We start from the raw sequence: 24639 nt of genomic DNA, 5'->3' as shown, positions 1-24639 counted from the left end.
GATGACCCACGCCAAGCCTCGTTCACGGTCCTCTTCGCCGGACGTGGCCGGAGCAATCGTAGGAAGCCGGGTTTGTTCTGTGACGTGGGGGATTCCGGGGATGTGTGACCTGTACCGGCTATCAGTGCAGGTCACGGCATGCCGGTCAACTACCGGTATTCAGCCGGAGGGCGAGGTCGTGGGCGGTGGCGCTGGTGAGTTCCCCGGCGAAGGCCCCGACGATTTCGAGTCGGCCGCCGGTGACCGAGGCGGCCACGTAGGGATTGCCCCAGAGCTTGCCGTCGATGACGATGGCGAGTCCGTTGAGCGGGGACGGTTTCGAGGCGAGGGAGCCCGTGAGGGCGGCGAAACGGGTTCGGTCGGCGGAGTTGAGGGTCACCTCGACCCGCCAGGCGCCCTCGACGCTGCTTTCGAAGGCCTTCGCGGAGGCGGCACGGACGTCGGTCATGCCGCCGGCCCGGTCGGCTTGGACGCAGAATGCCGGCTGGGTCTCGCTCGCCTCCACGGTGTAGCCGCCGCTGCCTGGGGCGCAGGCGTGCTCCGTGGACGAGGTGACCGGCAGGATGGAGAGCAAAACCCCCTTCTCGGTGTTCCCCGTGCCCTCTGTGGCGGGCTGAATGCGGTGCGCCTGCTGGGTCGCGCCGTCCGCGACGGTCACCCAAGCGGTGGCGACCACCAGGGCGGCGGCGATGCCGACGCCGGCGCGGGCCAGCCGCTGTCGCCGCCGGGCGACCCGCAAGGCGCCGTCGGCCAGGCCGGCCAGATAGGGACCGGCGGCATTGCCCCCGCTCTCCTGGACATGGGTGTGCAAGGCATCGTGCAGCAGCGTTTCGTGCAGCGGGTGTTCGGTCGAGTCGGTCATGCGATGACGCCCCTTCCGGAGACAGTGGAGGAGGAGGTGGCCGACGGGCCTGCCTCGGCCAAGGCGCTGCGGAGAGTGGCGAGGGCCTTGTGGGTCTGGCTGCGGACCGTCCCCTGGGCGACGCCCAGAATCGCGGCGATCTCGGCGTCCGGCTGGTCCTCGAAGTAGCGCAGCACGATCACCGCGCGCTGGCGCTTGGGCAGTCGCCGCAGCGCGGCCATGATGTCCTGCCGCTGGACCACGGTGTCGGCCCAGTCACCGCCGCCGACCTGCCCGGACGGCTGCTCCGGCAGGGTGTCGGTGACCGTCTCCCGTCCCCAGCTGAGCAGTCGGAAGCGGTCCACCTGAGCGTGGTAGATCGCCCGGCGTACATAGGTCTCCGGCTGCTGCCGGTCGCGCAGCTTCGACCAACGCCGAGCGGTGGAGGCAAGCGCGGTCTGGAGCAGGTCACGGCCCTGCTCCCAGTCCCCGGTCAGCAGATAGGCCGTGTGCAGCAGCGATTTCGACCGCGCCGCCACGAACTCGCGGAACTCACGTTCCTCGTCGGCGTTCAATGTGCCCTCCCTCGTTCCCCCGTAAAGACGGGTGCGGAACGGAGTTCGACTGCCTTGCCGGTCAGACTTTTTCGACCACGATGCTGCCAGGCTCCTCGTGCGGTACGTCGTGGCGGTTCATGCGGCCTGGTCCTGTCGCTCGGCCAGGACACGGTTCTCGAACCTGGCACCTGTCCGGACCAGCGGCACCAGGTGAGCTCCGGTGATCACCCTCCAGCGGGCCCGGGCGGACTCGACGAGCCTGCAACCATGGCGAATGGCTGCAGACCGGCTGCAGCCATCGCCACGGTTGCAGGCCTGCTACTGCCGGGCTGTCGGCGCCGCGGGTGTGGTGACTCCGCAGACCCCTCTTCGAGAGCGGTCGGTCCCGACCGCGCGCGATCACGGCGGATCCCCGCTCTCCTCCTACCGGCCCCGAAGCTGTGACCCGGACCCGTTGGGGCACTGTCGGCCAGCACGTCGCGGGGTCCGTTCTCACCGTTCCTGCGGGTCCGCCCGCCAGTCCCTGGGGCTGCTGGGGATCTGTCGGGGGTCGGTGTCGCGGGGTCCGTTCTCACCGCTCCGCGGCTCCGCCCGCCAGTCCGATGAACATCGTGCGGTGCAGTGTCCGAACGTGCCGGCACGCGATGTCCGCCGCCAGTGCGGCGTCGCCCGCGCGCACCGCCTCCACCAGAGCCCGGTGCTCTTCGTTGGACTCGCGCAGGGGGGCGAGGGGGTAAGGGAGGTAGTACTCGTAGAGCTTGCGCAGGACGGTGCCGTAGGTCTCCACGGTCGAGTCGAGGCCGGCGGCGCCGGCCAGGGCGAGATGGAACCGTTCGTCGCAGGAGTGGAACTCCGCCCAGCTCTCCGCCTCGTCCATGGCGGCGACGAGCCCCTGGAGCTCATCGAGGGCGGCGGCGGTCGCGCCGCGGGTCGCGAGATGAGCGATCCCGCACTCCATGACGACTCGTTCGTCGATCAGGCGGTGCACCTCGGAGGTCTGCCCTCGGTACACCTCGGCCGCGTCGACCGCCTCCCGTGTCGGCTGCTCGGCCACCAGGGTGCCGCCGTTGCGGCCACGCCTGCGCTCCAGGACGCCGTCCGCGCACAGAGAGCTGAGCGCGCGGCGCACGGTGATCTCTCCGACGTCGAGCGCCCGGGCGATGGCACCGGTCGGCGGCAGCCGCTCCCCGGGGGAGAGCAGTCCGAGATCGACCGCCATGGCGATGCGGGCGCGCACCGTTTCCAGCGCCGTCAGCCGTCGAATGCCGTTCAGCTTGGGCGAGTTGAGGGAGAGAACGGTCTCCTCGGCGCGGGCCGGTGCAGATTCGTCCGGGGTGCCAGCCATGCGCTCAAGGTAGCGGCCAGTCAAATCGCTCATAATGAGACCATTGTATAAGAGCTCATCTTGAGTTAATTTCCTGCGTATGTCCCGACCCCTCCCCGTCGCTCTGGTCCAGGCCCCTCCCCGCCTGGCCACGGACCCCCTGTCCGGATTCGCCGAAGACGTCGAGGGAGTGCTGGCGCGCTTCCCGCAGACCCGGCTGATCGCCTACCCGGAGCTGCACCTGTGCGGCGTCGACGGCCCGGCCGCCGAATCGGAGAGCCGGTTGCAGGCCGCGGCGGAGCCTCTCGACGGCCCGCGCGTGAAGCTGCTGGCCGAGCTCGCGGGCGACCTGGGCATCTGGTTGTTCCCGGGCACCGTGTGCGAGCGCGGTGCGACCGGCGAGCTCTTCAACACCGCCCTCGCCCTCTCCCCGCAAGGGCGACTCGCCGCCCACTACCGCAAGATCTTCCCGTGGCGGCCCTACGAGCCGTACGCCGCCGGTGACCGCTTCGTCGTCCTGGACCTCCCGGAAGCCGGCCGCATCGGGTTCGCGATCTGCTACGACGCCTGGTTCCCGGAAGTGGCCCGTCACCTGGCCTGGATGGGAGCCGAGGTGATCGTCAATCCGGTCATGACCACCTCGTCGGACCGCGCCCAGGAACTCGTCATCGCCCAGGCCAACGCCATCGTCAACCAGGTCTACGTCGTCAGCGTCAACACCGCGGGCCCGATCGGCACCGGGCGCAGCCTGGTTGTCGATCCCGAGGGGCGCATCCGCGTCCAGGCGTCCGACTCCGGGCCGACCGTGCTGACCGACGTCCTCGACCTGGATGACGTCACGCGGGTACGCGCCTTCGGCACCGCCGGCCTCAACCGCATGTGGGACCACTTCACCGACACCGACGCCCCCATCGACCTGCCGCTCTACGACGGCCGCCTGGACCCCCGCCGCTGGCGGCCCGCGGACCACTGATCCGCTCCCCCCGGCGCCTCCTCCCCATCCCCAGGCACAAGGAACACCATGTCCCCACCCACTCCCGCTCCCACCCTCACCCGCAGCCTGACCCTGAGATCCGTCGTGGTCTTCGGGCTGGCCTACATGGCCCCGATCATCGTGCTGGGCACCTACGGCGTCGTCGCCGACACCACCCACGGCGCCGTACCGACGGCCTACCTGCTGGCGCTGGGCGCCATGCTCTTCACCGCGCACAGCTACGGAAAGATGGCCGCGGCCCACCCCGTCGCCGGGTCGGCCTACACCTATGTGCGGCGCTCCATCGACTCCAGGGTCGGGTTCCTCGTCGGCTGGGCGACCCTGCTGGACTACTTCTTCCTGCCCATGGTCATCTGGCTGATCGGCGGGGCCTATCTTCAGGCCGAGTACCCCTCAGTGCCGTTCTGGGTGTGGATCATCGCGTTCATCACGATCACCACCGCGCTCAACATCAGAGGCATCAAGACCGCGGAGCGCGTGAACGACCTGCTGATGGTCTTCCAGGTCCTGGTCGTCCTGATCTTCGCTCTGCTGTGCCTGCGGCACGTCTTCCAGGACCAGGGAGCGTCGGGACTCGTCAGCGCCACACCGTTCGCCAATCAGGCGACCACCCTCGCGGGCGTCTCCTCCGGCGCCGCCCTCGCCGCCTATTCCTTCCTCGGATTCGACGCGGTCACCACGCTGACCGAGGAGACCGTCCAGCCGCAGCGCACCATTCCCCGCGCCATCCTGCTCATCGCCGTGATCGGCGGCGGCATCTTCGTCGCGGTCGCCTACGCCACGCAACTGGCGCACCCCGGGTACGCGTTCACCGATCCCAGCTCCGCCGCGTTCGAGATCGCGAAGGAGATCGGCGGCGACCTGTTCTCCTCCTTGTTCCTGGCCGGCCTGGTCGTCGCACAGTTCGCGTCCGGAATCGCCGCGCAGGCAAGCACCTCGCGGCTGCTCTATGCGATGGGCCGCGACTCGGTACTGCCTCGGAAGATCTTCGGGCGGATCCACCCCAAGTACCACACCCCTGCCCTGAACATCCTCCTCGCGGGTGCGGTAGGCCTGATCGCGCTGCGCATGAATGTCGCCACGTCCACGTCCTTCATCAACTTCGGTGCCTTCACCGCCTTCACCTTCGTCAATCTCTCCGTCATCGCCACCTACGTCCGCGAGCGCCGTAAAGGCCACCGCCCCGCCCTGTGGTCCTACGTCCTGCTTCCCGCAGTCGGTGCCCTCGTCGACCTGTGGCTGCTGGTCCACCTCGACAGCAAGGCCCGTACCCTCGGCCTCATCTGGCTGGCCATCGGGATCTGCTACCTCGCCTACCTCACCAAGGGCTTCCGCAAAGCCCCACCGGAAATGACCTTCGACGAAGAACCGACCCCGGCATCGGAGCCACAGCCGACCGGCCGGCAAGCACAGTGACGGGGCTCCACACGTCACTGGGCTGCCCCCAGCGGCGTAGGCGGTCATGGCTGCTCCCATGGGCGCGACGGTCCACTCGTCCGCGTACCGTCGTACGGCCCACCGGGCGGCCCGAGTTGCAGGGAGCCAGCCGTACGGCGCTGAGCAGTACGTCATCCGGGCGTCCGTGCCGCGCTCTCCTGGGCTTCGAGGAGTTCGTCACCGTGCTCGACGGCCCAGTGTCCGAGTGCCGTCATCGGGCCCTCGACGAGACTCCGGCCCAGACTGGTCAGGCCGTACTCGACACGAGGGGGCGCCTCGGCATGTGCGTGACGGTCGATCAGACCGGCGGCGAGCAGGCGGTGCAGGGTGTCGGTCAGCACCTTGTCGCTGATGCCGCCGATCGCGGCGCGCAGCTCGCGGCGTCGGCGCGGTCCCGTGCGAAGAGCCGCCAGCACAACGGGATCCCAGGTGTGGGCGAAGAGATCGGTGGCCGCACGCAGACGGCAATCGGCGACCAACTCGTAGCAGTGGGTTTCGGGATCAGTCATCTCGCCGCCCATCGTCGCGCGTTGGTCACGCACTGATCGGTGCGTAACGCCTTCCCTACCGTAACTGCCCTACTGGCTACGGCCTGCCATGGCCTGCTACGGCTCGAGAGAGGCAGCAACGATGCGTATCGGGATTCTGGGAACAGGGACACTGGCGGCGGCCCTGGGCGAGGGCTGGGCACGTGCAGGGCACGAGGTGGTGATCGGCGGGCGGTCGCAGGTCAGGGCGGAGAAGCTTGCCGAGCGGCTGGGCCACGGAGTGCTCGCCGTCGCGCCGCGTGAGGCGGTCACCGGGCGCGATGCGGTGCTGCTCGCGGTGTCATGGGACGGCGTCGAGGACATGCTGCGACTGGCCGGCGCGTCCGACGGTCTGCTTGAGGGGACGCCGTTGATCGATCCCACGAACGCTGTCGCCCATGGCGTCGGTGCTCTGCTCACCCAACCCGGTGAGCCGATGGCGAGGCGGGTCGCCGAGCTCGCTCCGGGGGCCCACGTCGTGAAGGCGTTCCACCTCTTTCCCGCCGATCAATGGACGAGCCAGTGGACGGGGCAGCGGGCGGGTCGGCGGGCGGGTCGGCGGGCGGGTCGGCGGACGAGCCCTCCCGGTGGTGCCGGGTCTCGCGTGACCGTCGCGATGTGCGGCGACGATACGGCGGCACTGCGCATCGTCGGCGAACTGGTGCGCGGCGTCGGCGGGACACCGGCGACCCTCGGGGCGCTGGATCGCGTCCACCAGTTGGAAGAGGTGGCGGGATTTGTCATCGGGCTGGCGTTCGCGGGATTCGACCCCAACTCCGCGATTCCTCGCGTTCCTTCGTCGCCCGCGGTGGACTGACCTGGCGTCCACCTGATCTGTCGTTGACCGACAGTAAGTCGAGGCGGCGGTCGCGTTCTTCGGGGGTTGTGTCGGTGGTATTGACATGGACCCGACGTGAGGAACACGCTCCTGAGAGCGCTCTCACCTCCACCCATAGGGACGCCGCCTGACGGAGCAGCGCCAAGTGGCCGCCCCTCACCCCCCACTGGGGAAGGAGCACGGATGTCCATCAAAGGCACGCGCTTGCACCTGTTTCCGAGCCGAAGAGGCAGGCGGCGAACGGGCGTTGGCATACTCGCAGCGGTATCGGCCGTCGCGACGGTCGCGTTGGCCGGTGCGCCCGCCGCCCAGGGAGCCTCCAGCCAGGGAGCCTCCGCACGGCCCCCGGCGACGGCCATCGCGGCACAGCCCGCCGCGGCGGCCGCCCCCGCGGCCGTACCGACCGCACCCGCCGGATTCACCACCACCTGGAGCGACGACTTCTCCGGCGCCGCCAACACCGGTCTGAACACCGGGACTTGGCGCTACGACGTGGGCGAGGGCTGGACCTTCGGCACCGGTGAGGTCGAGACGATGACCAACAGCACGGCCAACGTCTACCAGGACGGCAGCGGCCATCTGGTGCTCAAGGCCCTGCACACGGGCACCGACCCGGTAGCCGGCTGGACCTCGGGCCGGGTCGAGACGCAGGCCGACGGCTTCGGCGCGCTGCCCGGCGGCGCGGTGCGGATGCAGGCCTCCATCCAGCAGCCGAACGTCAACACGTCCAACGGCCTCGGGTACTGGCCCGCGTTCTGGATGCTGGGCTCCCCGCTGCGGGTCGGCACGGTCTGGCCGGGCTCCGGCGAGATCGACATCATGGAGGACATCAACGGCCGCAGCTCGACGTTCGGCACCCTGCACTGCGGCACCGCTCCGGGCGGCCCGTGCAACGAGAACACCGGCGTCGGCAGCGGCGAACGCGCCTGCTCCGGCTGCCAGACCGGGTACCACACGTACGCCGTGGAGATCGACCGCTCGACCTCTCCCGAGCAGATCCGCTGGTATCTCGACGGCGCCCTCTCCTACACGCTCAGCTCCAACCAGGTCGACGCCACCGCCTGGTCCAACGCGGTCGACCACAGTTTCTTCATCATCTTCGACCTGGCCATCGGTGGGGCCTTCCCCGCCGCGTACGGCGGCGGCCCCACCGCGGCCACCGTGTCCGGCGGTTCGCTGAACATCGACTACGTGGCCGTCTACAACAAGGCGCCGGCCGGCACCACGGGCACCAACATCGCCCAGGGCAAGCCCACAACGGCGTCGTCGGCGGAGAGCGCCTCGTTCTCGGCGGCCAATGCCACCGACGGCAACATCAGCACTCGCTGGTCGAGCACGTTCAGCGACCCGCAGTGGCTCCAGGTCGACCTCGGCGCCACCTACACCCTCACCCACGCCTCGGTGATCTGGGAGGCGGCGGCCGCATCGGCCTACCAGATACAAACGTCCACGAACGGCACTACGTGGACCACGATCTACTCCAACAACAACAGTCCACAACTCCTCCAGGACACCGCGCTGTCGGGCTCCGGGAGATACGTGAGGATCTACGCCACGGCCAGAAACTCGACCTACGGCGCCTCGCTCTACGAGTTCAGGCTCTACGGCTCGACGTCCGGCGGGGGTACCGGCACGCTCCTGTCGCAGGGCAGGACGGCCACCGCCTCGTCCTCGGAGAACACCAGCTTCACCGCTCCGATGGCGGTCGACGGCAACACCGGCACCCGTTGGTCCAGCGCGTTCAGTGACCCGCAGTGGCTGCAGGTGGACCTCGGCGCCAGCCACACCATCAGCTCGGTGGGGCTCAACTGGGAGGGCGCGTACGGCACGGCATACCAGATCCAGACCTCGGCCAACGGGACGACCTGGACCACCATCTACTCGACCACGGCGGGCAGCGGCGGCAACCAGACGCTGACCGCCACCGGCTCCGGGCGGTATGTACGGATGTACGGCACCGCGCGCGCCACCCAGTACGGCTACTCGCTCTGGGAGTTCCAGGTCTACGGCACCTGATCGCGCCCCGACTCGGTGGCTCGCCCTCTCGGACGCCCTGGTACCGCGTCGACGTACCAGGGCGTCCGCCCTACCGGCATTCCGCCCGCAGGACCAGGCCGGTGCACCCTCTCGGCGGCCGACCGCAGGGCCTGCCCGGGCGGGCGCGGAATCGCTCGGAACCCTCACGCGTTGAGGGGAGTGGGTGAGATGCCGGTGGTGCGTGAGCCGAGCAGCCCGAGTGACCGAGCTGACAGATATTGGAGGGCCGCAATGGCTGCGCAGACGCAGAGGGCCGTGCTGGCGGGCGGATGCTTCTGGGGGATGCAGGACCTGATCCGCCGGCTCCCGGGCGTTACGGCGACCCGGGTCGGATACTCCGGGGGTGACGTGCCGAACGCGACGTACCGTAACCACGGCACGCACGCGGAGTCCATCGAGATCCTTTTCGACCCCGAGAAGACCGACTACCGCGCGATCCTGGAGTTCTTCTTCCAGATTCACGACCCGAGCACCAAGAACCGCCAGGGCAACGACATCGGCCTCAGCTACCGCTCGGCGATCTACTACGTGGACGACGAGCAGAAGCGGATCGCCGAGGACACGATCGCGGATGTGGACGCCTCCGGACTCTGGCCGAACAAGGTCGTCACCGAGGTAGAGCCGGTCGGCCCTTTCTGGGAGGCCGAGCCCGAGCACCAGGACTACCTGGAGCGCTACCCGGACGGCTACACCTGCCACTTCCCGCGCCCCGGCTGGCGGCTCCCCACCCGCACGGCGGGCTGACCCCGCAAGGCGGCCCGGCTGGGCGCGGGGGAGTCTGACTGACCGACCTCCGCAGCCGGTCCGGGCCGCCCCCGCACCTGCGGGACTCGGACCCGGACTCGGACCCGGACTCGTACTTCGGGTAACGCTTCGAGCCGGGAAAACTGTGGAGGCGAACCCAACGGTCCTCGTAGACATCACGGAATGTGTGCGAGACGGGAGGACCCGACGGACGCCGCTCGCTCCAGAAGGCCGCCAGGAGATCAGGGGCTACGGCGAGAGTCATCCCAGGAGGTGGGCAAGAGGTTCCTCTCCAGCGGGACAAGGGCGTTCCTGGGGCAGCAGCTGGGTGGCGGAGTCCAGGTCGCCGCCGCTGACGAGGGCGTGGATCTCGTGGGCGAGGGGATTGACGTCGCGGATGGCGACCGTCCACTCCTCGGCGTAGCGTCGTACGGCCTCGCCGGAGAGACCCAGTTGCAAGGACCGGTACGGCAGGGGCTGGAGGTGCAGGTCCCGCTCGGAGTCCCACTGCACGCGAGCGGGCGCACGCCTCAGCTGACGCTGCCAGGTGGCTCGGTCCGGGTGCACCCCGCGGACGTAGCTCGACAGACACGCGTGCCGCAGTGCCCACTCGAAGCCGTCACGGCTGATCTCGACAGCGAGGACGGTCTCCTGCCCCGCTTTCGCGCCCCAGCCACAGCGGTACATCATCCACAGGAACGACGGCTTGATCCACGTCAAGCCGGGCTCGCAGACCGAGCCGCCAGCCCAGCCCACCCCTCGGATTGGAAAGGCTCAATGCTTCCCGAGGCCTGGGCCGCAGGGCATAATGACTCGCTGGCGACCTGCATCAGTCAAATTTGACGGCGGTCCTGCAGCGGAAGTGATGCGTGTGGCAGGAGTTGCTCGAAATGCTTGTCGGATTCCATTCGATAGGCGAGGTCAGCCTGGCGTCGGGGGGAGATCTGTGCCGATGAGGGTGATCGCCGTCGAAGGGGCAACAGAGCGGGAATTACGGAGGCTTGTCTACGGTCAACCCGGCACCCCCACTCTCGTGGAGTACCACTGCAGCGATGCTGAAGCATTGGCGGTTGCCGACTTGGTCGAAGAGGCGGACGACGGTGCCGTCGACCAGAACTCCAGTCCGTTGGCAGGTATTTCGCTGGCGGCGAGAATTCCGAGTCGGCTGACTGAACTTGCATTGCTCGTACGCTCGTCACCGCTCATCGACGCATTGGTGATTCGGGGTTTGCCGACGGGGGCAATTTCTAACATCCCGACGCCTGCGAAGCATGGTGATGACAGGCTGCTCATGGGGTTTGAGCTGCTGGCGCTCGCCATTGCCACCCTGACAGGAAATCCCATGGGTTATTCGACTCAGCAGAGCGGCAGGGTCATCAACGATATTGTGCCGATCCAGGAGGACGCAACCGTCGCGAACGCCAGTTCCGGATATCTGGAGACCTTCGATTTTCACACCGAAGATGCTTTTATGGGAATGCCCCCGAACTTCATTCAGCTGGCATGCGTAAGGAATCCGACCGATGCGCCGGTCGTTCTGTCCGGATTGGCGCCCATGGATGTGGATCCGGATGTCATGGCGATACTCCGCTCTCCCGGTTTCAGGGTCGGGGTAAACCCGAAGCAGTCGGGATGGTCTCTTGCTTTTCCAAAAGATCCCCGACCTGTCGTGGAAGGTTCTGAGAACCGGCCGCGGATTCGATACAACGCTGCAGACACTGCGGCCGTCGATGGCGACGCGGGTGGGGATGCGTTGAATTCACTGAGGCGGGTACTGTCCCAGAACTCCGTCGATCTACACCTGTCGGACGGCGATGTGGCCATCATAGACAACCATAGAATCGCGCATTCCAGGAGTCCGTACGAGCCTTCTTTTCTGGGCAAGGATCGGTGGCTGTTGCGAATAATTTCCTTCAAGGATACGGAGGCGCTTGAAAGTCTACTGGATCACCGCAACCCAAATATCTTGCGTCCGTGAAAGGTTCTGAATTTGCTGCGAGACATCAAGGTTCATTTCGATGGTGAGATTCTCAGTGCTATCGAATATAAAAATGATCGCAGCGCAACTGCACATGTGATCCTGCAGGGTGCTGGAAATGCAACGAAAGAGCGCTACAGTGCGCTCGCCCAAGATCTGCAAGCGCGAGGGTCTCGTGTGCTGCTGTTTGACTTCTCTGGGCACGGGCAGAGTAGTGGCAGCATATGCGATCTCACTCTGAAGCGTCGGCATGATCAGGCACTCGGCGTCATTGAAGCTGTGCTGCCGGATCGCCCGAAACTGAGTATCGTCGGATTCAGTATGAGCGGGCAAACAGTGGCTGATCTCACCGTGAGCCTGGCCAGCGATATCAATTCCATCGGACTCTGTTCGCCCGCGATTTATGCGAAGAGCGCATGGAATGTTCCGTTCACGAACGAGTTCAGTGAAATCATCCGTCGGGACGGGAGTTGGACCGACAGCAGTGCTCTGGACGCCTTCGGCAAGTACACGGGACATGCCGTCCTCGCAGTTCCGGACAAGGATTCTGTGGTGCCTCCCTCTGTGACGAAGGTGGTAAGGGAGGCGCTGTCGGCTGAATCTGTTCTTACCGATCTGGTGTTTCCAGGAGCCGACCATCGACTGGGCCGGTGGTTCGAGAGGAACGCAGCTGACCGGCGGACCCTAGTCGAGGCGCTGACCGGAAAGACCTGAAGGGTGGAAGTTAATTGCTCACTTCCCGGCAATGGCTGGCTTTGGGGAACTGGACACTGCTCACCGGGCTTGCACTGTTGGGAATCGGGTTCTCCCTCGACAGGAACGTTCTGGCAGGCGTCATCGTATTATTCTCCGGGCTTGCCGCATTGCTGATATGTGCGGTATCGCTCATCTTCGCGCTCGTCACGGCATTCGTGGTGAGGATGTCGGGAGCTGAGGAGCTGACATTGCCCGTCGGCTACAATCCGGTGGGGCGCGTCCAGACCAGATGGTCCGAGAGCGACGAACTGGATTCCGTCTTCAGGCTCGCACGTGAACTGATACCGGAGGGGCATCCCCGACGCAACGCGGTGGAGGAAAGGCTCCTCAGGAATTCACAGCTGGTACGGCTGGTCTATCTGGCGCATGGGGGAAGTTACAGATTGGAGGGGTACATCATTTTGTATCCGCTCAATAGGTCTGCGGTCTCCGCCGTGCTCGCGGGAGAAATCTGTGCAGGGCTGCAGATCAGGCCGAGACATGTGCAACAGAGGTGGACCTCGGCATCTGGGATTTATATAGCGGCAGCAGCGGGCAGTACGTGGCGTGCCAGGGCCGCTGTTGTCACGTTGCTGGAGGTGATGACCGAGAACATATCGCCGGAATGGATCTTCGCGCGGCCAGTCACTAAAGATGGGCTGCGTCTCATGCGGAAGTCCGGCTTCCAGCCGTTGTTCGATACGAAGAATGTTTGGGCTTTGAGGTATCGCACGGGCGCACGCTGAGAATTGAGTGAGCCTGTTGTTGTTCTCGACGAATGCAACGAAGGCCTCGTCCCGCGACTGACCTACCGCGACTGACCTACCGCCGTAGAAGGCTGGCACGTCCCCTCCCACTGGGTACAGCGGCTCCTCGGGCAACAGCGCACCCGGCCGGTCGAGTTCGCCCGCACACACAGGCGTGGGCTTCCTTCGCCGGTGGCCTCATGTTCTCGATCTCGAGGATCCACCCAGCGGCGTACCGTCACATCGCCTCACCGGCGGGCCTCAGTTACAAGGACCGGTGCGGTAGGGCGTTGAGGTGCAGCGGGGGCCACAGGCTTACGTGTCCGTCGCCTCCGCCGCCTCTGCGATGCCCGTCGGGCAGGACGCCCCCCAGTTCGTCCCGAAGGGGGTACCTAGTGCACGCCTCAGCTGACGCTGCCAGGTGGCTCGGTCCGGGTGCACCCCGCGGACGTAGCTCGACAGACACGCGTGCCGCAGTGCCCACTCGAAGCCGTCACGGTTGATCTCGACAGCGAGGACGGTCTTCTGCCCCGCTTTCGCGCCCCAGCCACAGCGGTACATCATCCATAGGAACGACGGCTTGATCCATGTCAAGCCGCGTTCACAGACCTTTGCAGGCCTTGCGCTCCGCCCAGGTCAAGTCACGCTAGTGGTGGAGGTGATCGCCGTCACCACCTGACCCGGTGGGCAGTTCTCCACTCCAGCCCTAGCCTGGCCACCGTAGGCGGTAGGGACAGGTCGGCTGAGCCGCTCCTGGGTCAACGGCTGGTCGGGCGGAGGGGATGCCTCCCGCTGCGGGCGCCTGCTGATTGCCCTCAACGAGGAGTGGCGGCAGTACGCCGAGCGGGACTTGGCCGTACTTGCGAAGGAGGACTGACAACAATGGAGCTTGCCTTCGCAGGCCGGGTGATGGAATGGCGCGGGCCGTCGCCGTACTACTTCGTCCCTGTGCCGGATGAGGAGTCCGCCGACATCCGCGAGGTGGCCGCGCTGGCTTCGTACGGCTGGGGAGTGATCCCCGTTGAGGCACGGATCGGTGAAGTCGTCTTCGAGACGTCACTCTTCCTCAAGGCCGGCCGCTACTTGCTGCCGCTCAAGGACGCTGTACGCAAGCGGCAGGGCATCTCGGCAGGGGACGATGTTGCCGTGGAGATCTCCGTCCGCCTCTAGTCCCAAACAGTTCGGCCTGCCACTCCTGAAATCCTCGACCGCGTGCAGAGCCGCACGTCTTCGAGAACCCCGGCGTTGAACAGCTGTACGCAGCACAGGTTCGGTTCATCAGCTCCGTGTCACGTACGTCGTCGAGGTTCGCCCCGGCGGGGTAATGCCCGTAGCGTTGCAGGCTCTCGTCTTCGTCCATCGCGATGCTTTCTCAGTGCTCAGTGCTCAGTGCTCAGTGCTCAGTACTCAGCGGGAGCGGACACAGGTCGTTCCGGATCGGGCCATGCCGGTCACCGTCGGATGCGACCCGCAGGCTGGTTCGGTCAGGCGTCGGCGTCGGTGCGGCTGTGGTCCGTCCTGCGTGTCCACAGTGAGATGTCGCTGCTTGTCGCTACGGCGATGGTCTGCCCGGAGGGGGAGAAGCCGACTGCTCGGAGTTCGGAGTAGTCGGAGTGGAAGATGTGCCACCACTGTTCTCCGTGGGGACCGGAGTGGGGCAGGCCGCCGTCGCCGGAGAGCAGGACACGGTCGTTCGGCCACGCCGGGGTGACGACCTCCAGAGTCCAGCCATCCGCGGTGGTGGTGTGAAGCCCTCCGCCGAAAAGCCCTGCGATGCGCACGCGGCTTCCGGTGATGGGCCCAAGGCCGGGGCAGGTCAGGTCGGCAACTGCGTCGGGGGTGCTGTCCTCGGGGTCGGGGTCGCGGTCTCTGGCGATCTTCTCCCCGGTGACGGCGTCGAAGAGACCGTGGCCGTCATGCGAGACGGCCATCACCACGTCGTGGCCGCTGTCGGGATGCGTTCCGAAGCCGATCCCGAGGAGTCCGCCGACAGGGACGCCGTATGTGTGCTCGAAGACTGGCCGCCAGGGCTCGGGCACGGGGACAACAGGGGCGGCGAGCAACCGGTCCCGCAGCGCCCGTTGGTAGGCGGAGATATCCGGCTCACGAAAGGGTTGCTCCACCGAAGCGGCCCTCTTGATCTGCTTCATCACATCTCCATGATCTGGCTTCGGAGGGCTACCGGGCGGAGCCGGGCAGTTGAGAAGATCACGACATGGCGGCCTCCGACGAACATCCCCCCGACGGCTGGGCATTTCTCGGGATCGGCGACCCGCTCTTGGTCGCCCACGAAGAGGGGCGCCGCCTTCTCGGCGTGGCAGGCACGGATGTGCACGGTAGGACCACACCGGTCGCGGTCTACAACAGCCGTTCCTTCGCCGGCAGCACGCTGCCGGACGGAGCGGCGAACACACTCCGGGTGCCTCTTTACACAGCTCAGTCGGTGTGCCGGTCGGTGGAGAGCAGCCACTGCCAGCGTTGACGTTCGGTGACGAGGGTGGCTGCCACGAGGAGAGACACGAGGACTGCCGCGTAGGTGGGCCATACCGACCATGCGGCGATCGCGGCAGCGGCGAGCTGGAGCAGCACGAGCAGGATCGTGACCGTACCCGAGACAGGGATGATCACCTGCGCCTTGTCTCCCGGAGTGGAGAAGACGGTCGGGAGGCCGATCAGTACCACCACCGCCAAGGCGGCAAGCAGCCATGAGTACTCGGACAAGGCCCAGGGAGTGGCCACCCAGGCAACGAGTTCCGCGGCGAAGCGCAGGACGGATGCGATGCGGTCGTCCGGTCTCTCCATGTTCGCCCCCACCAACTGTGTCGTCCACCAGGGGAGATCTTACGACCACGGATGAGGCTGCCGGGCGGAGTCTTGGGCAGGCTGATGAGCACGTCGATTCCTGGGTGCTCCAGGAGGGAAGGGCCTTGTGCCCGCGACCGGCGATGAGTGAGTAATCGTCAGGGCTTGTGGATCGTGCGTGCGTTCTAGGATCTTCGGATGAGCGATGAGCTTCTTCACCTCACGGTCCTGGGCAGCGCGACGCCCTACCCGAGTGTGGACAACCCGTGCTCCGGCTATCTGCTGTCGAGCGGGGACATCCGCATCTGGGTGGAGGCGGGCAGCGGGACGCTCGGCCCGCTCCAGCGTCATGTGCGGCTGGACGAGCTCGATGCGATCTCGAGCAGCGTGGGGGTGACACCAGTGTTCATCTGTCCGCCTTTCGCGACACCGATCGGGCAGGACGCCCCAGTGCCGGCGAGCCTGTGCTGCCATGTGACCCTTGGGTGACCGTTGGTTGTGGTCACGGATGTAGGCGGGTCGGCAGTTCGTCTGCGGCAGGGTAAGGACGCTCCTGTGGCAGTAGTCGAGCCGCGGAGTCGAGGTCGCCGCTGCTGACGAGCGTGTGGATCTTGCGGGCGAGTGGGGTCACGTCGGTGATCCGGACCGTCCAGTCGTCTGCGTAGTGTCGTGCGGCTTCGCCGGAGAGGCCGAGTTGCAGGGAGCGGTACGGCAGGGCTTGAAGGTGCAGGTCGCGTTCGGGGTCCCACTGGATGCGAGTGGGTGCGCGCTTCAGTTGACGCTGCCAGGTGGCGCGGTCTGGGTGCACTCCACGTACGTAGCTGGACAGGCAGGCGTGGCGCAACGCCCACTCGAAGCCGCCGCGGCTGATCTCGACTGCCAGGACTGTCTCCTGACCGGCTTTCGTACCCCAGCCGCAGCGGTACATCATCCACAGGAACGACGGCTTGATCCACGTCATCCTGTCCCGCTTCCACGCGCCGGGAAAACGGCCCTCGCGGACCGCGGGCAGGCCGATCTCCGGCGAGTACGCCTGGTAGACGGTGATCGTGGACTCGGCATAGGCCGCGCGTATCCCGCGTTGGGGTTCTTCCATGGCTTGCAGCGTGGGGCCGGCCCGATCAGAAGGCTACTGAATTTCGGCCGCCGCACACTGTGTCGGCCTGCGGTCTCAGTGCGGCAGCGTCGCCGGGCTCCCCCCGTTCGCCTCGTACCCCGCCACCGCCAGGGCCCGGTACACCGCGTAGTCCGCCGCCGGGTCGGACGTGAGGGTCCAGGGCAGGGCGCCGACGTGGCCGTCGATGTGCACCAGTTGGTTCATGGCCTCCGCCCAGCGCTCGCCGCGGACGAGGAAGAAGACCAGGAGGTGGCGGACGTGGGCGAGCATCGGGTCGTCGGGGCGGGCCGCGTGCACCGCGTAGAGGGCGCCGTGGACGGCCTTTGTCACGACCTCGCTCTGGTAGAAGCTGCGGATCAGATTGACCTCGGGGAGGTGCTCGAAGACCGCGAAGAGGGGCATGGCGGCCAGCAAGGACCCTTGTGGGGCGCGCGCTGCCGCCGCCTCCGCGAACGAGTACGACATCTCGCGCGAGCCGTGCCACTTCTCGCACCAGTAGTGCAGGGCCGCGAGATGCGCTCCCATGTGGGCGGGCGCGCGGTCCAGGATCTTCAGCCAGAGCTTCTCGAACTCCGGCTGGGAGTAGGCGAGTCCGCGGGCCACCGACAGCTCGATGATGTACGGGATCGGGTCACCGGGGGACAGCAGCGCGGCCTCGTCGCACGCCGACCTCGCCTCCTCCATGATGATCCGGAACTCGTCCGTCCCCGGCGTCGACGTACGCCACGCCTGCTGCACCAGGAACTCCGCGTGCACCGCCGCGCCGCCCGCGTCCTTGGGCTTCTCGGCCCGCCACACCCGCAGCCACTGCCCGCCGGGAGTCTCGCTGACTCCACCGGGGCGCTGCCGTAGCTCCAGCGACGCGGCGCCCGCGAAGGCCTGCACCCGCTGCCAGCGCCGCTCACCCTCTGTCTCCGTGCCCGCGAGCAGCTGTGAGGCGGAGCGATAGTCCTGCGTGCGCTGCACCAGGTCCAGCACGTCCAGCAGGTCCCGGTCGGGACCCGGCATGCGGATGTCCAGCTCCTCCTGGAGCAGGAACCCGTAGTTCGCCGGGTCCGCGGCGTCCGGGTCGCCCGGCGAGACCAGCTGTATACCGGCACGCCTGCGCCTCAACGCCGGCAGCAGGACCAGACTGAACATGGCCAGCGCCATCAGGACCCAGAGAATCTCCATGCCTCAAGCGAACCAGACGGGTCGGACAATTGGCCAACTCAGTCGGCGTACCGGCGGTCCGGAAAGCCGCTCGCCCCTCCGCTCCACCGGGGCGGGACGCCATAAGCCCCGCGAGCGCACTACCCTCGGGACGCATGAGCGACAGGCACATCAGTCAGCACTTCGAGACCCTCGCGATCCACGCGGGCAACACCGCCGATCCCCTCACGGGTGCGGTCGTCCCGCCGATCTACCAGGTCTCGACCTACAAGCAGGACGGCGTCGGCGGGCTCCGCGGCGGCTACGAGTACAGCCGCAGCGCCAACCCCACCAGGACCGCCCTGGAAGAGAACCTCGCCGCCCTGGAGGGCGGTCGTCGCGGCCTCGCGTTCGCGTCCGGACTGGCGGCCGAGGACTGCCTGTTGCGTACGCTGCTCAGCCCCGGCGACCACGTGGTGATCCCCAACGACGCGTACGGCGGCACGTTCCGCCTGTTCGCGAAGGTCGTTTCCAAGTGGGGGGTGGAATGGTCGGTCGCCGACACCAGCGACCCCGCGTCCGTGCGGGCGGCCGTCACCCCCAAGACCAAGGTCATCTGGGTGGAGACCCCCTCCAACCCCCTCCTCGGCATCACGGACATCGCCGTCGTCGCCCAGATCGCACGCGACGCGGGCGCCAGGCTGGTCGTCGACAACACCTTCGCGACCCCCTACCTCCAGCAGCCGCTGGCGCTCGGCGCGGACGTCGTCGTGCACTCGCTGACCAAGTACATGGGCGGCCACTCGGACGTCGTCGGTGGCGCGCTGGTCGTCGGCGACCAGACGCTGGGCGAGGAGCTGGCGTACCACCAGAACGCGATGGGTGCGGTCGCCGGGCCCTTCGACTCCTGGCTGGTACTGCGCGGCACCAAGACGCTCCCGGTCCGCATGGACCGGCACAGCGAGAACGCCGGCAGGGTCGCCGAGATGCTCACCCGGAACGCGCGCGTGACACGTGTTCTGTACCCGGGTCTCCCGGAGCACCCCGGTCACGAGATCGCCGCCAAGCAGATGAGGGGTTTCGGCGGCATGGTCTCCTTCCAGGTCGCGGGCGGAGAGGAGGCGGCCGTCGAGGTCTGCAACCGTGCCAAGGTGTTCACGCTCGGCGAGTCCCTGGGCGGTGTGGAGTCCCTGATCGAGCACCCGGGGCGCATGACGCACGCGTCCGTCGCCGGCTCCGCCCTTGAGGTCCCCGCCGACCTCGTACGCCTCTCCGTAGGCATCGAGAACGTCGACGACCTGCTTCAGGACCTTCAGCAGGCGCTCGGCTAGGACCTGGGTCGCCGGCCCGTCGGACCTGGGTCACCAGCCGGTCAGCGGTGGAGTCGTCTCCGACGGCGGCTCCACCCAGGGCTGTGCCGTGATCGCCCAGACGACGAAGGCGACCGCCGCGGCGAACAGCAGCAGCCACATCAGGCGGCGGGCCGCCGTCCTGCGGCGCAGGATGCGGCCCCCGCGGCGTACGACGTCCGCGTGCAGTTCGGGCGGCACCGGGGGCGGCGTCTGCTCCAGCAGCCGGCGTACGGCCGCCTCGCGATCGCGCAGGCTCATGACGGCATCGCTTTCACCAGGGCCGGGGCCGGGCCGCGCGGCGGGTGCAGCAGGGTCGCCATCGCCCGGGCGCAGATCGCCCGTACCCGTTCCGTGGGCAGTCCCAGCAGTGCCGCCGTCTGCTCCTCGGCGACCCCCTCGTACAGCCTGAGGACCACGATCAGCCGCTCCTGGGGCGTCAGGAGGGCCAGCACGCTGTCCGATGACGGGCGGGCCCGGCCGAGGCTCCCGTGCTGATGCCAGGCGCCGTGCGCGAAGCGGACGGCCAGGTGCTGGCGGGCGTGGTCGTACGGGTCCTCGCCGCGCAGACGGTCCCAGGAGGCGTACGTCTGGGCCAGGGCGGACGTCAGCAGGCGCCGCGCGCGCGGGTTGGCGTTCGCGGGCTCCGCCGTGAGCAGCGTCGCGGCATGCAGCAGCCGCCCTGCCGCGCCCGCGACGAACGCTTCGAACTCCCGGGCCCGGCGGGCGCCTTGGGACGCCTGCCGATCTCGCACCACGCCTCCCGCCCGAGGACGACCCTGAGGGAAACGGGGCCCCGGCCGCGTACGAGATGCCGCATCGCGTATGCCGCATCGCGTACGACAGGGACCCGGTCTCATATGAGACCGGGTGCGGCCTTCCGGTCAAGAGCCCGGCGCACACGCACGCGCGCGTGGGGCACGACAACGATCCACGCGCGTGGGGCACGACAACGATCCACGCGCGCGTGGACGGGAGGCCAGCCTCGCGCACGCGCGCGCGTGTACAGGCGCCTGAGGGATTTACGGATTGAGGGATCTGAACGCCCGCCCCGGCCGCTGTCCCGCCCGCTCAGGAAGTCGGCTGCGACTCGTCCACCGGCACGCCCTGGGCGGCCTGGCGGGCCGAGAGCGCGCCGTTGAAGCGCGTCAGGAGCGTGCAGAACGCATCGCGCTCCTCCGGTGCCCAGTCGTGTGTCAGCTCGGCCATCAACTGACGCCTGGAGGAGCGCACTTCGTCCAGGCGGGACTGGCCGCGCGGCGAGAGCTGAAGCACCACCGCGCGCCCGTCCTCGGGGTGCGAGGTGCGCTTGACGAGTCCGGTGTCGACCAGCGGGGCCACCTGCCGGGTGACTGTCGAGGAGTCGATCCCCATGCTCGCGGCGAGCGCCTTGACGCCCATCGGGCCTTCCTTGTCGAGGCGGTTGAGCAGCAGGTAGGCGGCGCGGTCCATGGAGTTCCGCACCTGCCCCACTCCGCCGAGCCGGGTCTGTTCGGCACGGCGCGCGAATACCGCGACCTCGTGCTGCAGTGTGTCGAGGAGACCGGTGTCACCGACGGTCGTCATGTCCATCGACATCTCTGGTGTTGTGGGCATGGCCGGGGGCTCAATTCATGCGTGGGAGCTGGGTTGGGGGACAGGGTACGCGGCCGGGGGGCGGGCCGTACCGACGCTGCGTAAACCAGTCTCGGAGCGTGGTCACACCGGGAGGAGGCCCGTGTGAACTGCGAGACTGGTCGTCATGAGCTACAGCACGGCTGACCCCTTGCCCAGCGTGACTCTCGACGACGTACGCGGTGCGCAGAAGATGCTCACCGGTGTGGCGCGGATGACCGCGATGGAGGGCAGCAGGTATCTGTCCCAGCTGGTGGGCGCACCCGTGCACCTCAAGTGCGAGAACCTCCAGCGCACGGGCTCGTTCAAACTGCGTGGCGCGTACGTGCGGATCGCGGGCCTGCTTCCCGAGGAGCGCGCCGCGGGTGTCGTCGCCGCGAGTGCCGGAAACCACGCCCAGGGTGTCGCGCTGGCCTCCTCGCTCCTCGGTGTGCGGTCCACGGTCTTCATGCCCACCGGGGCGCCGCTGCCGAAGATCGCGGCCACGCGCGACTACGGCGCCGAGGTGCGACTGCACGGGCAGGTGGTGGACGAGACGCTGGCCGCCGCGCAGGAGTACGCGGAGCGGACAGGGGCCGTGTTCATCCACCCCTTCGACCACCCGGACATCATCGCGGGGCAGGGCACGGTCGGCCTGGAGATCCTGGAACAGTGCCCCGAGGTGCGCACGATCGTCGTCGGGATCGGCGGCGGAGGCCTCGCCGCGGGCATCGCGATCGCGGTGAAGGCGCTGCGCCCCGACGTGCGGATCGTCGGCGTGCAGGCGGCGGGCGCGGCCGCGTATCCGCCTTCGCTGGCGGCCGGACGCCCCCTGTCGATAGAGAACCCGGCGACGATGGCCGACGGCATCAAGGTCGGACGGCCGGGCGATGTGCCGTTCCGGATCATCGGCGACCTGGTGGACGAGGTCGTCACGGTGACCGAGAACCATCTGTCCAGCGCGCTGCTCCTCTGCCTGGAGCGGGCCAAGCTGGTCGTCGAACCGGCGGGCGCCAGCCCTGTCGCCGCGCTGCTGGCCGATCCGGGCGCCTTCGAGGGCCCGGTCGTGGCGCTGCTCTCGGGCGGCAATGTGGACCCGCTGCTGATGCAGCGCATCCTGCGGCACGGCATGGCGGCGAGCGGCCGCTACCTGGCGGTCACCCTGCGTCTGACGGACCGTCCCGGCGCCCTGGCCACACTTCTCGGGGTGTTGTCAGTGGCCGACGCTAACGTCCTCGATGTGAGCCACGTACGGACCGATCCACGGCTCGGGCTCACGGAGGTGGAGGTCGAGCTGCACCTGGAGACGAAGGGGCCCGAGCACTGCGCCGAGGTGCACCAGGCGCTGCGCGGGGCCGGATACACGGTCATCGAGCTGAGGCCCGCCGCGGTCCGCTGAGCGCATCTGCGGGTATCTCTCCAGGTCAGGGCCATTGTCAGAGCGAGGTGGAAAAATCCGTTGAGTAACGCGATACATCGCGTTACTGTGTGTCTCTCGCCACACATACCACCACAGGTCTGTCCGGACGGTCGACCGCTTTTTGGGCGCCGGGCGGGACAAAGCGGTGAAAACAACAGAGCAGTGAAAACCAGAAACCAAGCTCCTTCCTAGGAATTCCCCGACCACTTGGGAGACCTCACATGCCAGGCGCCATCTATGCCGAAGGCCTGGTGAAGACCTTCGGCGACGTAAGGGCTCTGGACGGCGTCGATCTCGATGTCCCGGAGGGCACCGTGCTGGGCCTGCTCGGGCCGAACGGCGCGGGCAAGACGACCGCCGTCCGCTGTCTGACCACCCTGTTGCGCCCCGACAGCGGCAAGGCGATCGTCGCGGGCATCGACGTGCTCAAGAACCCCGACGCGGTGCGCCGCCGGGTCGGCCTGTCCGGCCAGTTCGCCGCGGTCGACGAGTATCTGACCGGCCGCGAGAACCTCCAGATGGTCGGCCAGCTCTACCAGATGAAGGCGAAGGCCGCGAAGATCCGGGCGGAAGAGCTGCTGGAGCAGTTCAACCTCACTGACGCCGCCGACCGCACCGCGAAGACGTACTCGGGCGGTATGCGCCGTCGGCTCGACCTGGCGGCCGCGCTGGTCGTCTCGCCTCCGGTGATGTTCATGGACGAGCCGACGACCGGTCTCGACCCGCGCAACCGCCAGCAGCTGTGGGAGGTCATCAAGCAGCTGGTCTCCGGCGGTACGACGCTGCTGCTGACCACCCAGTATCTGGAAGAGGCCGACCACCTCGCGCACGACATCTGCGTGGTCGACCACGGCCGCGTCATCGCCCGCGGCACCGCCGACCAGCTCAAGGCGCAGACCGGCGGCGAGCGCGTCGAGGTGGTCGTGCACGAGCGCGAGCACATCGAGACGGCGTCAGAGGTGCTGCGCGGCTTCGGCAAGGGCGAGACCACGGTCGAGGAGCACACCCGCAAGCTCACGGTGCCCGTCACCGGCGGCGCGAAGCTCCTCGCCGAGGTCATCCGCGAGCTGGACACCCGCGGCATCGAGATCGACGACATCGGCCTGCGCCGCCCCACCCTGGACGACGTCTTCATCTCCCTCACGGGCCACCTGGCCGAGGAGAAGGAAGAGGGCGACGGGGCGGCCGACAGCAAGGGCGACAAGGCCACCACGGGCCGCAAGCGCAAGAAGGAGGACACGAAGTGAGTGCCGTCACCGACGCCGTGCAGGTCACGGCGCCCACCAACCCCGTCGGCCAGTCCATCACCTTGAAGGAGCAGGTGAAGTGAGCGCTGTGAACGATTCCCTGGTCATTGCCCGCCGGAACTTGATTCGGATGACCCGGATTCCCGAGATGATCCTGTTTGGGCTCATCCAGCCCATCATGTTCGTGGTGCTGTTCACCTACGTGTTCGGCGGTTCCATGCAGATCGGCGACAGCACCGATCTGGACGTGTACAAGAACTTCTTGATGGCGGGCATCTTCGCGCAGACCGTCACGTTCGCCACCGCCAGCTCCGGCGCCGGCATCGCCGACGACATGCACAAGGGGCTCATCGACCGCTTCCGCTCGCTGCCCATGGCGCGGGGCGCGGTCCTCACCGGGCGTACCGTCGCGGATCTCGTACAGACGGCCTTGACGCTGCTCGTCCTCGCTGTCGTCGCGCTGCTCGTGGGTTGGCGCCCCGGCTCCATGGAGCCGACCAACTTCGGGAAGATCTTGGGCGGCTTCGGCCTACTCCTTCTTCTGGGGTATGCCTTTACGTGGATCGGCGCGCTGATCGGCCTGTCGGTACGCACCCCGGAGGCAGCCACCTCCGGTGGACTGATCTGGCTCTTCCCGGTGACCTTCATCTCGAACGCGTTCGTGGACTCCAGCAAGATGACGCCCTGGCTGCGCCACATCGCCGAATGGAATCCGTTCAGCGCGACTGTGCAGGCCGCGCGCAAACTCTTCGGTGACCCCGGCCTTTCCCCGTCCGACGCCTGGCCCATGCAGCATCCGGTGTGGGCGTCGGTGATCTACTCGGTCCTGATCATCGCCGTCTTCCGTACGCTCGCGGTCCGCAAGTACCGGCGGGCGACTGGTTGATCAGGCGCCGACCGTCCCCTTCGCCACCGCCGGCGACGACATGCACGAGGGCCTCATCGACCGCTTCCACTCGCTTCCCTTGGCGTGCGGTGCGGTCTTGACCGGGCGGACGCTCGCCGACCTGGTGCAGACCGCCCTCACCCTGCTGGTCCTCGCGATCGTCGCCCTGCTGATCGTCCTGGTCTTCAGGACGCTGGCCGTGCGCAAGTACCGGTCGGCCACCGCGTGACCCAGGCATTGACTCGGGCATTGATCCAGGCATGACGATGCCCCCGGCGCGCGGCGGGTTCTATTGATCCCCGCAACACCCTGGAGTTCAGGGAGTTGCGGGGATCG

General features: G+C 67.7%; 26 protein-coding genes and 2 pseudogenes. 15 read left to right on the top strand and 13 right to left on the bottom strand.

Annotated elements, in window-relative coordinates; all coding sequences use genetic code 11:
- Window positions 1-145: 145 nt before the first annotated feature.
- From ACFWP7_RS27605 to ACFWP7_RS27595, 3 genes are all read right to left on the bottom strand, one after another.
- The gene (locus ACFWP7_RS27605; protein ID WP_384386262.1) at window positions 146-862 is read right to left on the bottom strand and encodes a hypothetical protein; all 717 of its coding nucleotides are present in this window, start codon (window positions 860-862) and stop codon (window positions 146-148) included.
- Window positions 859-1416 (bottom strand): SigE family RNA polymerase sigma factor, encoded by a 558-nt coding sequence (locus tag ACFWP7_RS27600; protein WP_384386260.1) that lies wholly within the window; start codon window positions 1414-1416, stop codon window positions 859-861. Before ACFWP7_RS27600 ends, ACFWP7_RS27605 begins: the two co-directional genes overlap by 4 nt.
- A 553-nt stretch (window positions 1417-1969) precedes the next feature.
- Window positions 1970-2743, bottom strand: coding sequence for a FadR/GntR family transcriptional regulator (locus ACFWP7_RS27595; RefSeq protein ID WP_384386257.1), 774 nt, complete (start codon window positions 2741-2743; stop codon window positions 1970-1972).
- Between the two features lie 79 nt (window positions 2744-2822).
- Between ACFWP7_RS27595 and ACFWP7_RS27590 the strand changes: the two genes are divergently transcribed.
- Together ACFWP7_RS27590 and ACFWP7_RS27585 are read left to right on the top strand one after the other, a co-directional pair.
- Window positions 2823-3695, top strand: coding sequence for a carbon-nitrogen hydrolase family protein (locus ACFWP7_RS27590; protein WP_384386254.1), 873 nt, complete (start codon window positions 2823-2825; stop codon window positions 3693-3695).
- A 48-nt stretch (window positions 3696-3743) separates the two neighbouring features.
- Complete coding sequence (locus tag ACFWP7_RS27585) at window positions 3744-5132, top strand: APC family permease (protein WP_384386251.1); 1389 nt, start codon at window positions 3744-3746, stop codon at window positions 5130-5132.
- 152 nt (window positions 5133-5284) lie between these two features.
- Here the strand turns inward: ACFWP7_RS27585 and ACFWP7_RS27580 are convergent, their stop codons facing one another.
- Window positions 5285-5662, bottom strand: coding sequence for a winged helix-turn-helix transcriptional regulator (locus ACFWP7_RS27580; protein ID WP_384386248.1), 378 nt, complete (start codon window positions 5660-5662; stop codon window positions 5285-5287).
- Window positions 5663-5783: 121 nt separating this feature from the next.
- On the opposite strand from ACFWP7_RS27580, the gene ACFWP7_RS27575 reads away from it, so the two are divergent.
- The 3 genes from ACFWP7_RS27575 to msrA all read left to right on the top strand — a co-directional run bounded on the left by ACFWP7_RS27575 (window position 5784) and on the right by msrA (window position 9299).
- Window positions 5784-6497: an NADPH-dependent F420 reductase gene (locus ACFWP7_RS27575; protein ID WP_384386246.1), complete on the top strand. Its 714-nt coding sequence runs from the start codon at window positions 5784-5786 to the stop codon at window positions 6495-6497.
- Between the two features lie 309 nt (window positions 6498-6806).
- Window positions 6807-8534, top strand: coding sequence for a discoidin domain-containing protein (locus ACFWP7_RS27570; RefSeq protein WP_384386244.1), 1728 nt, complete (start codon window positions 6807-6809; stop codon window positions 8532-8534).
- 252 nt (window positions 8535-8786) lie between these two features.
- Entirely contained in the window at window positions 8787-9299 is a 513-nt protein-coding gene (gene msrA / locus ACFWP7_RS27565; protein ID WP_384386242.1) for a peptide-methionine (S)-S-oxide reductase MsrA, read from the top strand.
- 261 nt (window positions 9300-9560) lie between these two features.
- On the opposite strand, the gene ACFWP7_RS27560 is transcribed toward msrA, so the two are convergent.
- The gene (locus ACFWP7_RS27560) at window positions 9561-10019 is read right to left on the bottom strand and encodes a DUF4291 domain-containing protein (protein WP_384386240.1); all 459 of its coding nucleotides are present in this window, start codon (window positions 10017-10019) and stop codon (window positions 9561-9563) included.
- A 232-nt stretch (window positions 10020-10251) separates the two neighbouring features.
- Here ACFWP7_RS27560 and ACFWP7_RS27555 point away from each other — a divergent pair, with 232 nt between their 5' ends.
- The 3 genes from ACFWP7_RS27555 to ACFWP7_RS27545 are packed head-to-tail and all read left to right on the top strand — an operon-like array spanning window position 10252 to window position 12758.
- The gene (locus ACFWP7_RS27555; protein WP_384386237.1) at window positions 10252-11277 is read left to right on the top strand and encodes a TauD/TfdA family dioxygenase; all 1026 of its coding nucleotides are present in this window, start codon (window positions 10252-10254) and stop codon (window positions 11275-11277) included.
- A gap of 12 nt (window positions 11278-11289) precedes the next feature.
- Window positions 11290-11991 carry an alpha/beta hydrolase gene (locus ACFWP7_RS27550; RefSeq protein WP_384386234.1) on the top strand — a complete coding sequence of 234 codons (702 nt, stop codon included), beginning with the start codon at window positions 11290-11292 and terminating at the stop codon, window positions 11989-11991.
- 14 nt (window positions 11992-12005) lie between these two features.
- Window positions 12006-12758, top strand: coding sequence for a hypothetical protein (locus ACFWP7_RS27545; RefSeq protein WP_384386232.1), 753 nt, complete (start codon window positions 12006-12008; stop codon window positions 12756-12758).
- 315 nt (window positions 12759-13073) lie between these two features.
- Here the strand turns inward: ACFWP7_RS27545 and ACFWP7_RS27540 are convergent, their stop codons facing one another.
- Complete coding sequence (locus ACFWP7_RS27540; RefSeq protein ID WP_384386229.1) at window positions 13074-13352, bottom strand: DUF4291 family protein; 279 nt, start codon at window positions 13350-13352, stop codon at window positions 13074-13076.
- A gap of 288 nt (window positions 13353-13640) precedes the next feature.
- On the opposite strand from ACFWP7_RS27540, the gene ACFWP7_RS27535 reads away from it, so the two are divergent.
- Window positions 13641-13928, top strand: a complete 288-nt coding sequence (locus tag ACFWP7_RS27535; protein WP_384386226.1) for a DUF1905 domain-containing protein — start codon at window positions 13641-13643, stop codon at window positions 13926-13928.
- Between the two features lie 314 nt (window positions 13929-14242).
- On the opposite strand, the gene ACFWP7_RS27530 is transcribed toward ACFWP7_RS27535, so the two are convergent.
- Together ACFWP7_RS27530 and ACFWP7_RS27525 are read right to left on the bottom strand one after the other, a co-directional pair.
- Window positions 14243-14908 (bottom strand): hypothetical protein, encoded by a 666-nt coding sequence (locus tag ACFWP7_RS27530; protein ID WP_384386223.1) that lies wholly within the window; start codon window positions 14906-14908, stop codon window positions 14243-14245.
- A gap of 286 nt (window positions 14909-15194) precedes the next feature.
- A complete protein-coding gene (locus ACFWP7_RS27525; protein WP_384386221.1) occupies window positions 15195-15560 on the bottom strand; it encodes a hypothetical protein in 366 nt (121 codons plus the stop codon).
- Window positions 15561-15758: 198 nt separating this feature from the next.
- Here ACFWP7_RS27525 and ACFWP7_RS27520 point away from each other — a divergent pair.
- Window positions 15759-15938, top strand: a pseudogene (locus tag ACFWP7_RS27520) (MBL fold metallo-hydrolase); the annotation flags it as partial.
- 124 nt (window positions 15939-16062) lie between these two features.
- Here ACFWP7_RS27520 and ACFWP7_RS27515 read toward each other — a convergent pair.
- On the bottom strand, window positions 16063-16656 hold the full coding sequence (locus tag ACFWP7_RS27515) for a DUF4291 domain-containing protein (protein WP_384386219.1): 594 nt from the start codon (window positions 16654-16656) through the stop codon (window positions 16063-16065).
- A 75-nt stretch (window positions 16657-16731) separates the two neighbouring features.
- Window positions 16732-17850, bottom strand: a complete 1119-nt coding sequence (locus ACFWP7_RS27510) for a hypothetical protein (protein WP_384386216.1) — start codon at window positions 17848-17850, stop codon at window positions 16732-16734.
- 134 nt (window positions 17851-17984) lie between these two features.
- On the opposite strand from ACFWP7_RS27510, the gene ACFWP7_RS27505 reads away from it, so the two are divergent.
- A complete protein-coding gene (locus ACFWP7_RS27505; RefSeq protein WP_384386213.1) occupies window positions 17985-19139 on the top strand; it encodes a cystathionine gamma-synthase in 1155 nt (384 codons plus the stop codon).
- Window positions 19140-19169: 30 nt separating this feature from the next.
- On the opposite strand, the gene ACFWP7_RS27500 is transcribed toward ACFWP7_RS27505, so the two are convergent.
- From ACFWP7_RS27500 to ACFWP7_RS27490, 3 genes are all read right to left on the bottom strand, one after another.
- A complete protein-coding gene (locus tag ACFWP7_RS27500; RefSeq protein WP_384386210.1) occupies window positions 19170-19418 on the bottom strand; it encodes a hypothetical protein in 249 nt (82 codons plus the stop codon).
- Complete coding sequence (locus ACFWP7_RS27495; protein ID WP_384386207.1) at window positions 19415-19912, bottom strand: sigma factor-like helix-turn-helix DNA-binding protein; 498 nt, start codon at window positions 19910-19912, stop codon at window positions 19415-19417. Before ACFWP7_RS27495 ends, ACFWP7_RS27500 begins: the two co-directional genes overlap by 4 nt.
- A gap of 316 nt (window positions 19913-20228) precedes the next feature.
- Entirely contained in the window at window positions 20229-20735 is a 507-nt protein-coding gene (locus tag ACFWP7_RS27490; RefSeq protein WP_384386396.1) for a MarR family winged helix-turn-helix transcriptional regulator, read from the bottom strand.
- A 163-nt stretch (window positions 20736-20898) separates the two neighbouring features.
- Between ACFWP7_RS27490 and ilvA the strand changes: the two genes are divergently transcribed.
- The 4 genes and pseudogenes from ilvA to ACFWP7_RS27470 form a co-directional block, all read left to right on the top strand.
- Window positions 20899-22149, top strand: coding sequence for a threonine ammonia-lyase (gene ilvA, locus ACFWP7_RS27485; protein ID WP_384386204.1), 1251 nt, complete (start codon window positions 20899-20901; stop codon window positions 22147-22149).
- A 242-nt stretch (window positions 22150-22391) separates the two neighbouring features.
- Window positions 22392-23417 carry an ATP-binding cassette domain-containing protein gene (locus ACFWP7_RS27480; protein ID WP_384386201.1) on the top strand — a complete coding sequence of 342 codons (1026 nt, stop codon included), beginning with the start codon at window positions 22392-22394 and terminating at the stop codon, window positions 23415-23417.
- 130 nt (window positions 23418-23547) lie between these two features.
- The gene (locus tag ACFWP7_RS27475; RefSeq protein ID WP_384386393.1) at window positions 23548-24303 is read left to right on the top strand and encodes an ABC transporter permease; all 756 of its coding nucleotides are present in this window, start codon (window positions 23548-23550) and stop codon (window positions 24301-24303) included.
- Between the two features lie 4 nt (window positions 24304-24307).
- Window positions 24308-24478, top strand: a pseudogene (locus tag ACFWP7_RS27470) (ABC transporter permease); the annotation flags it as partial.
- Between the last annotated feature and the right edge of the window lie 161 nt (window positions 24479-24639).

Source organism: Streptomyces sp. NPDC058470, from assembly GCF_042721055.1.
Lineage (GTDB): Bacteria > Actinomycetota > Actinomycetes > Streptomycetales > Streptomycetaceae > Streptomyces.
Note: the sequence above shows the minus strand (reverse complement) of the source record. Positions and strands in the feature narration are given on the sequence as shown.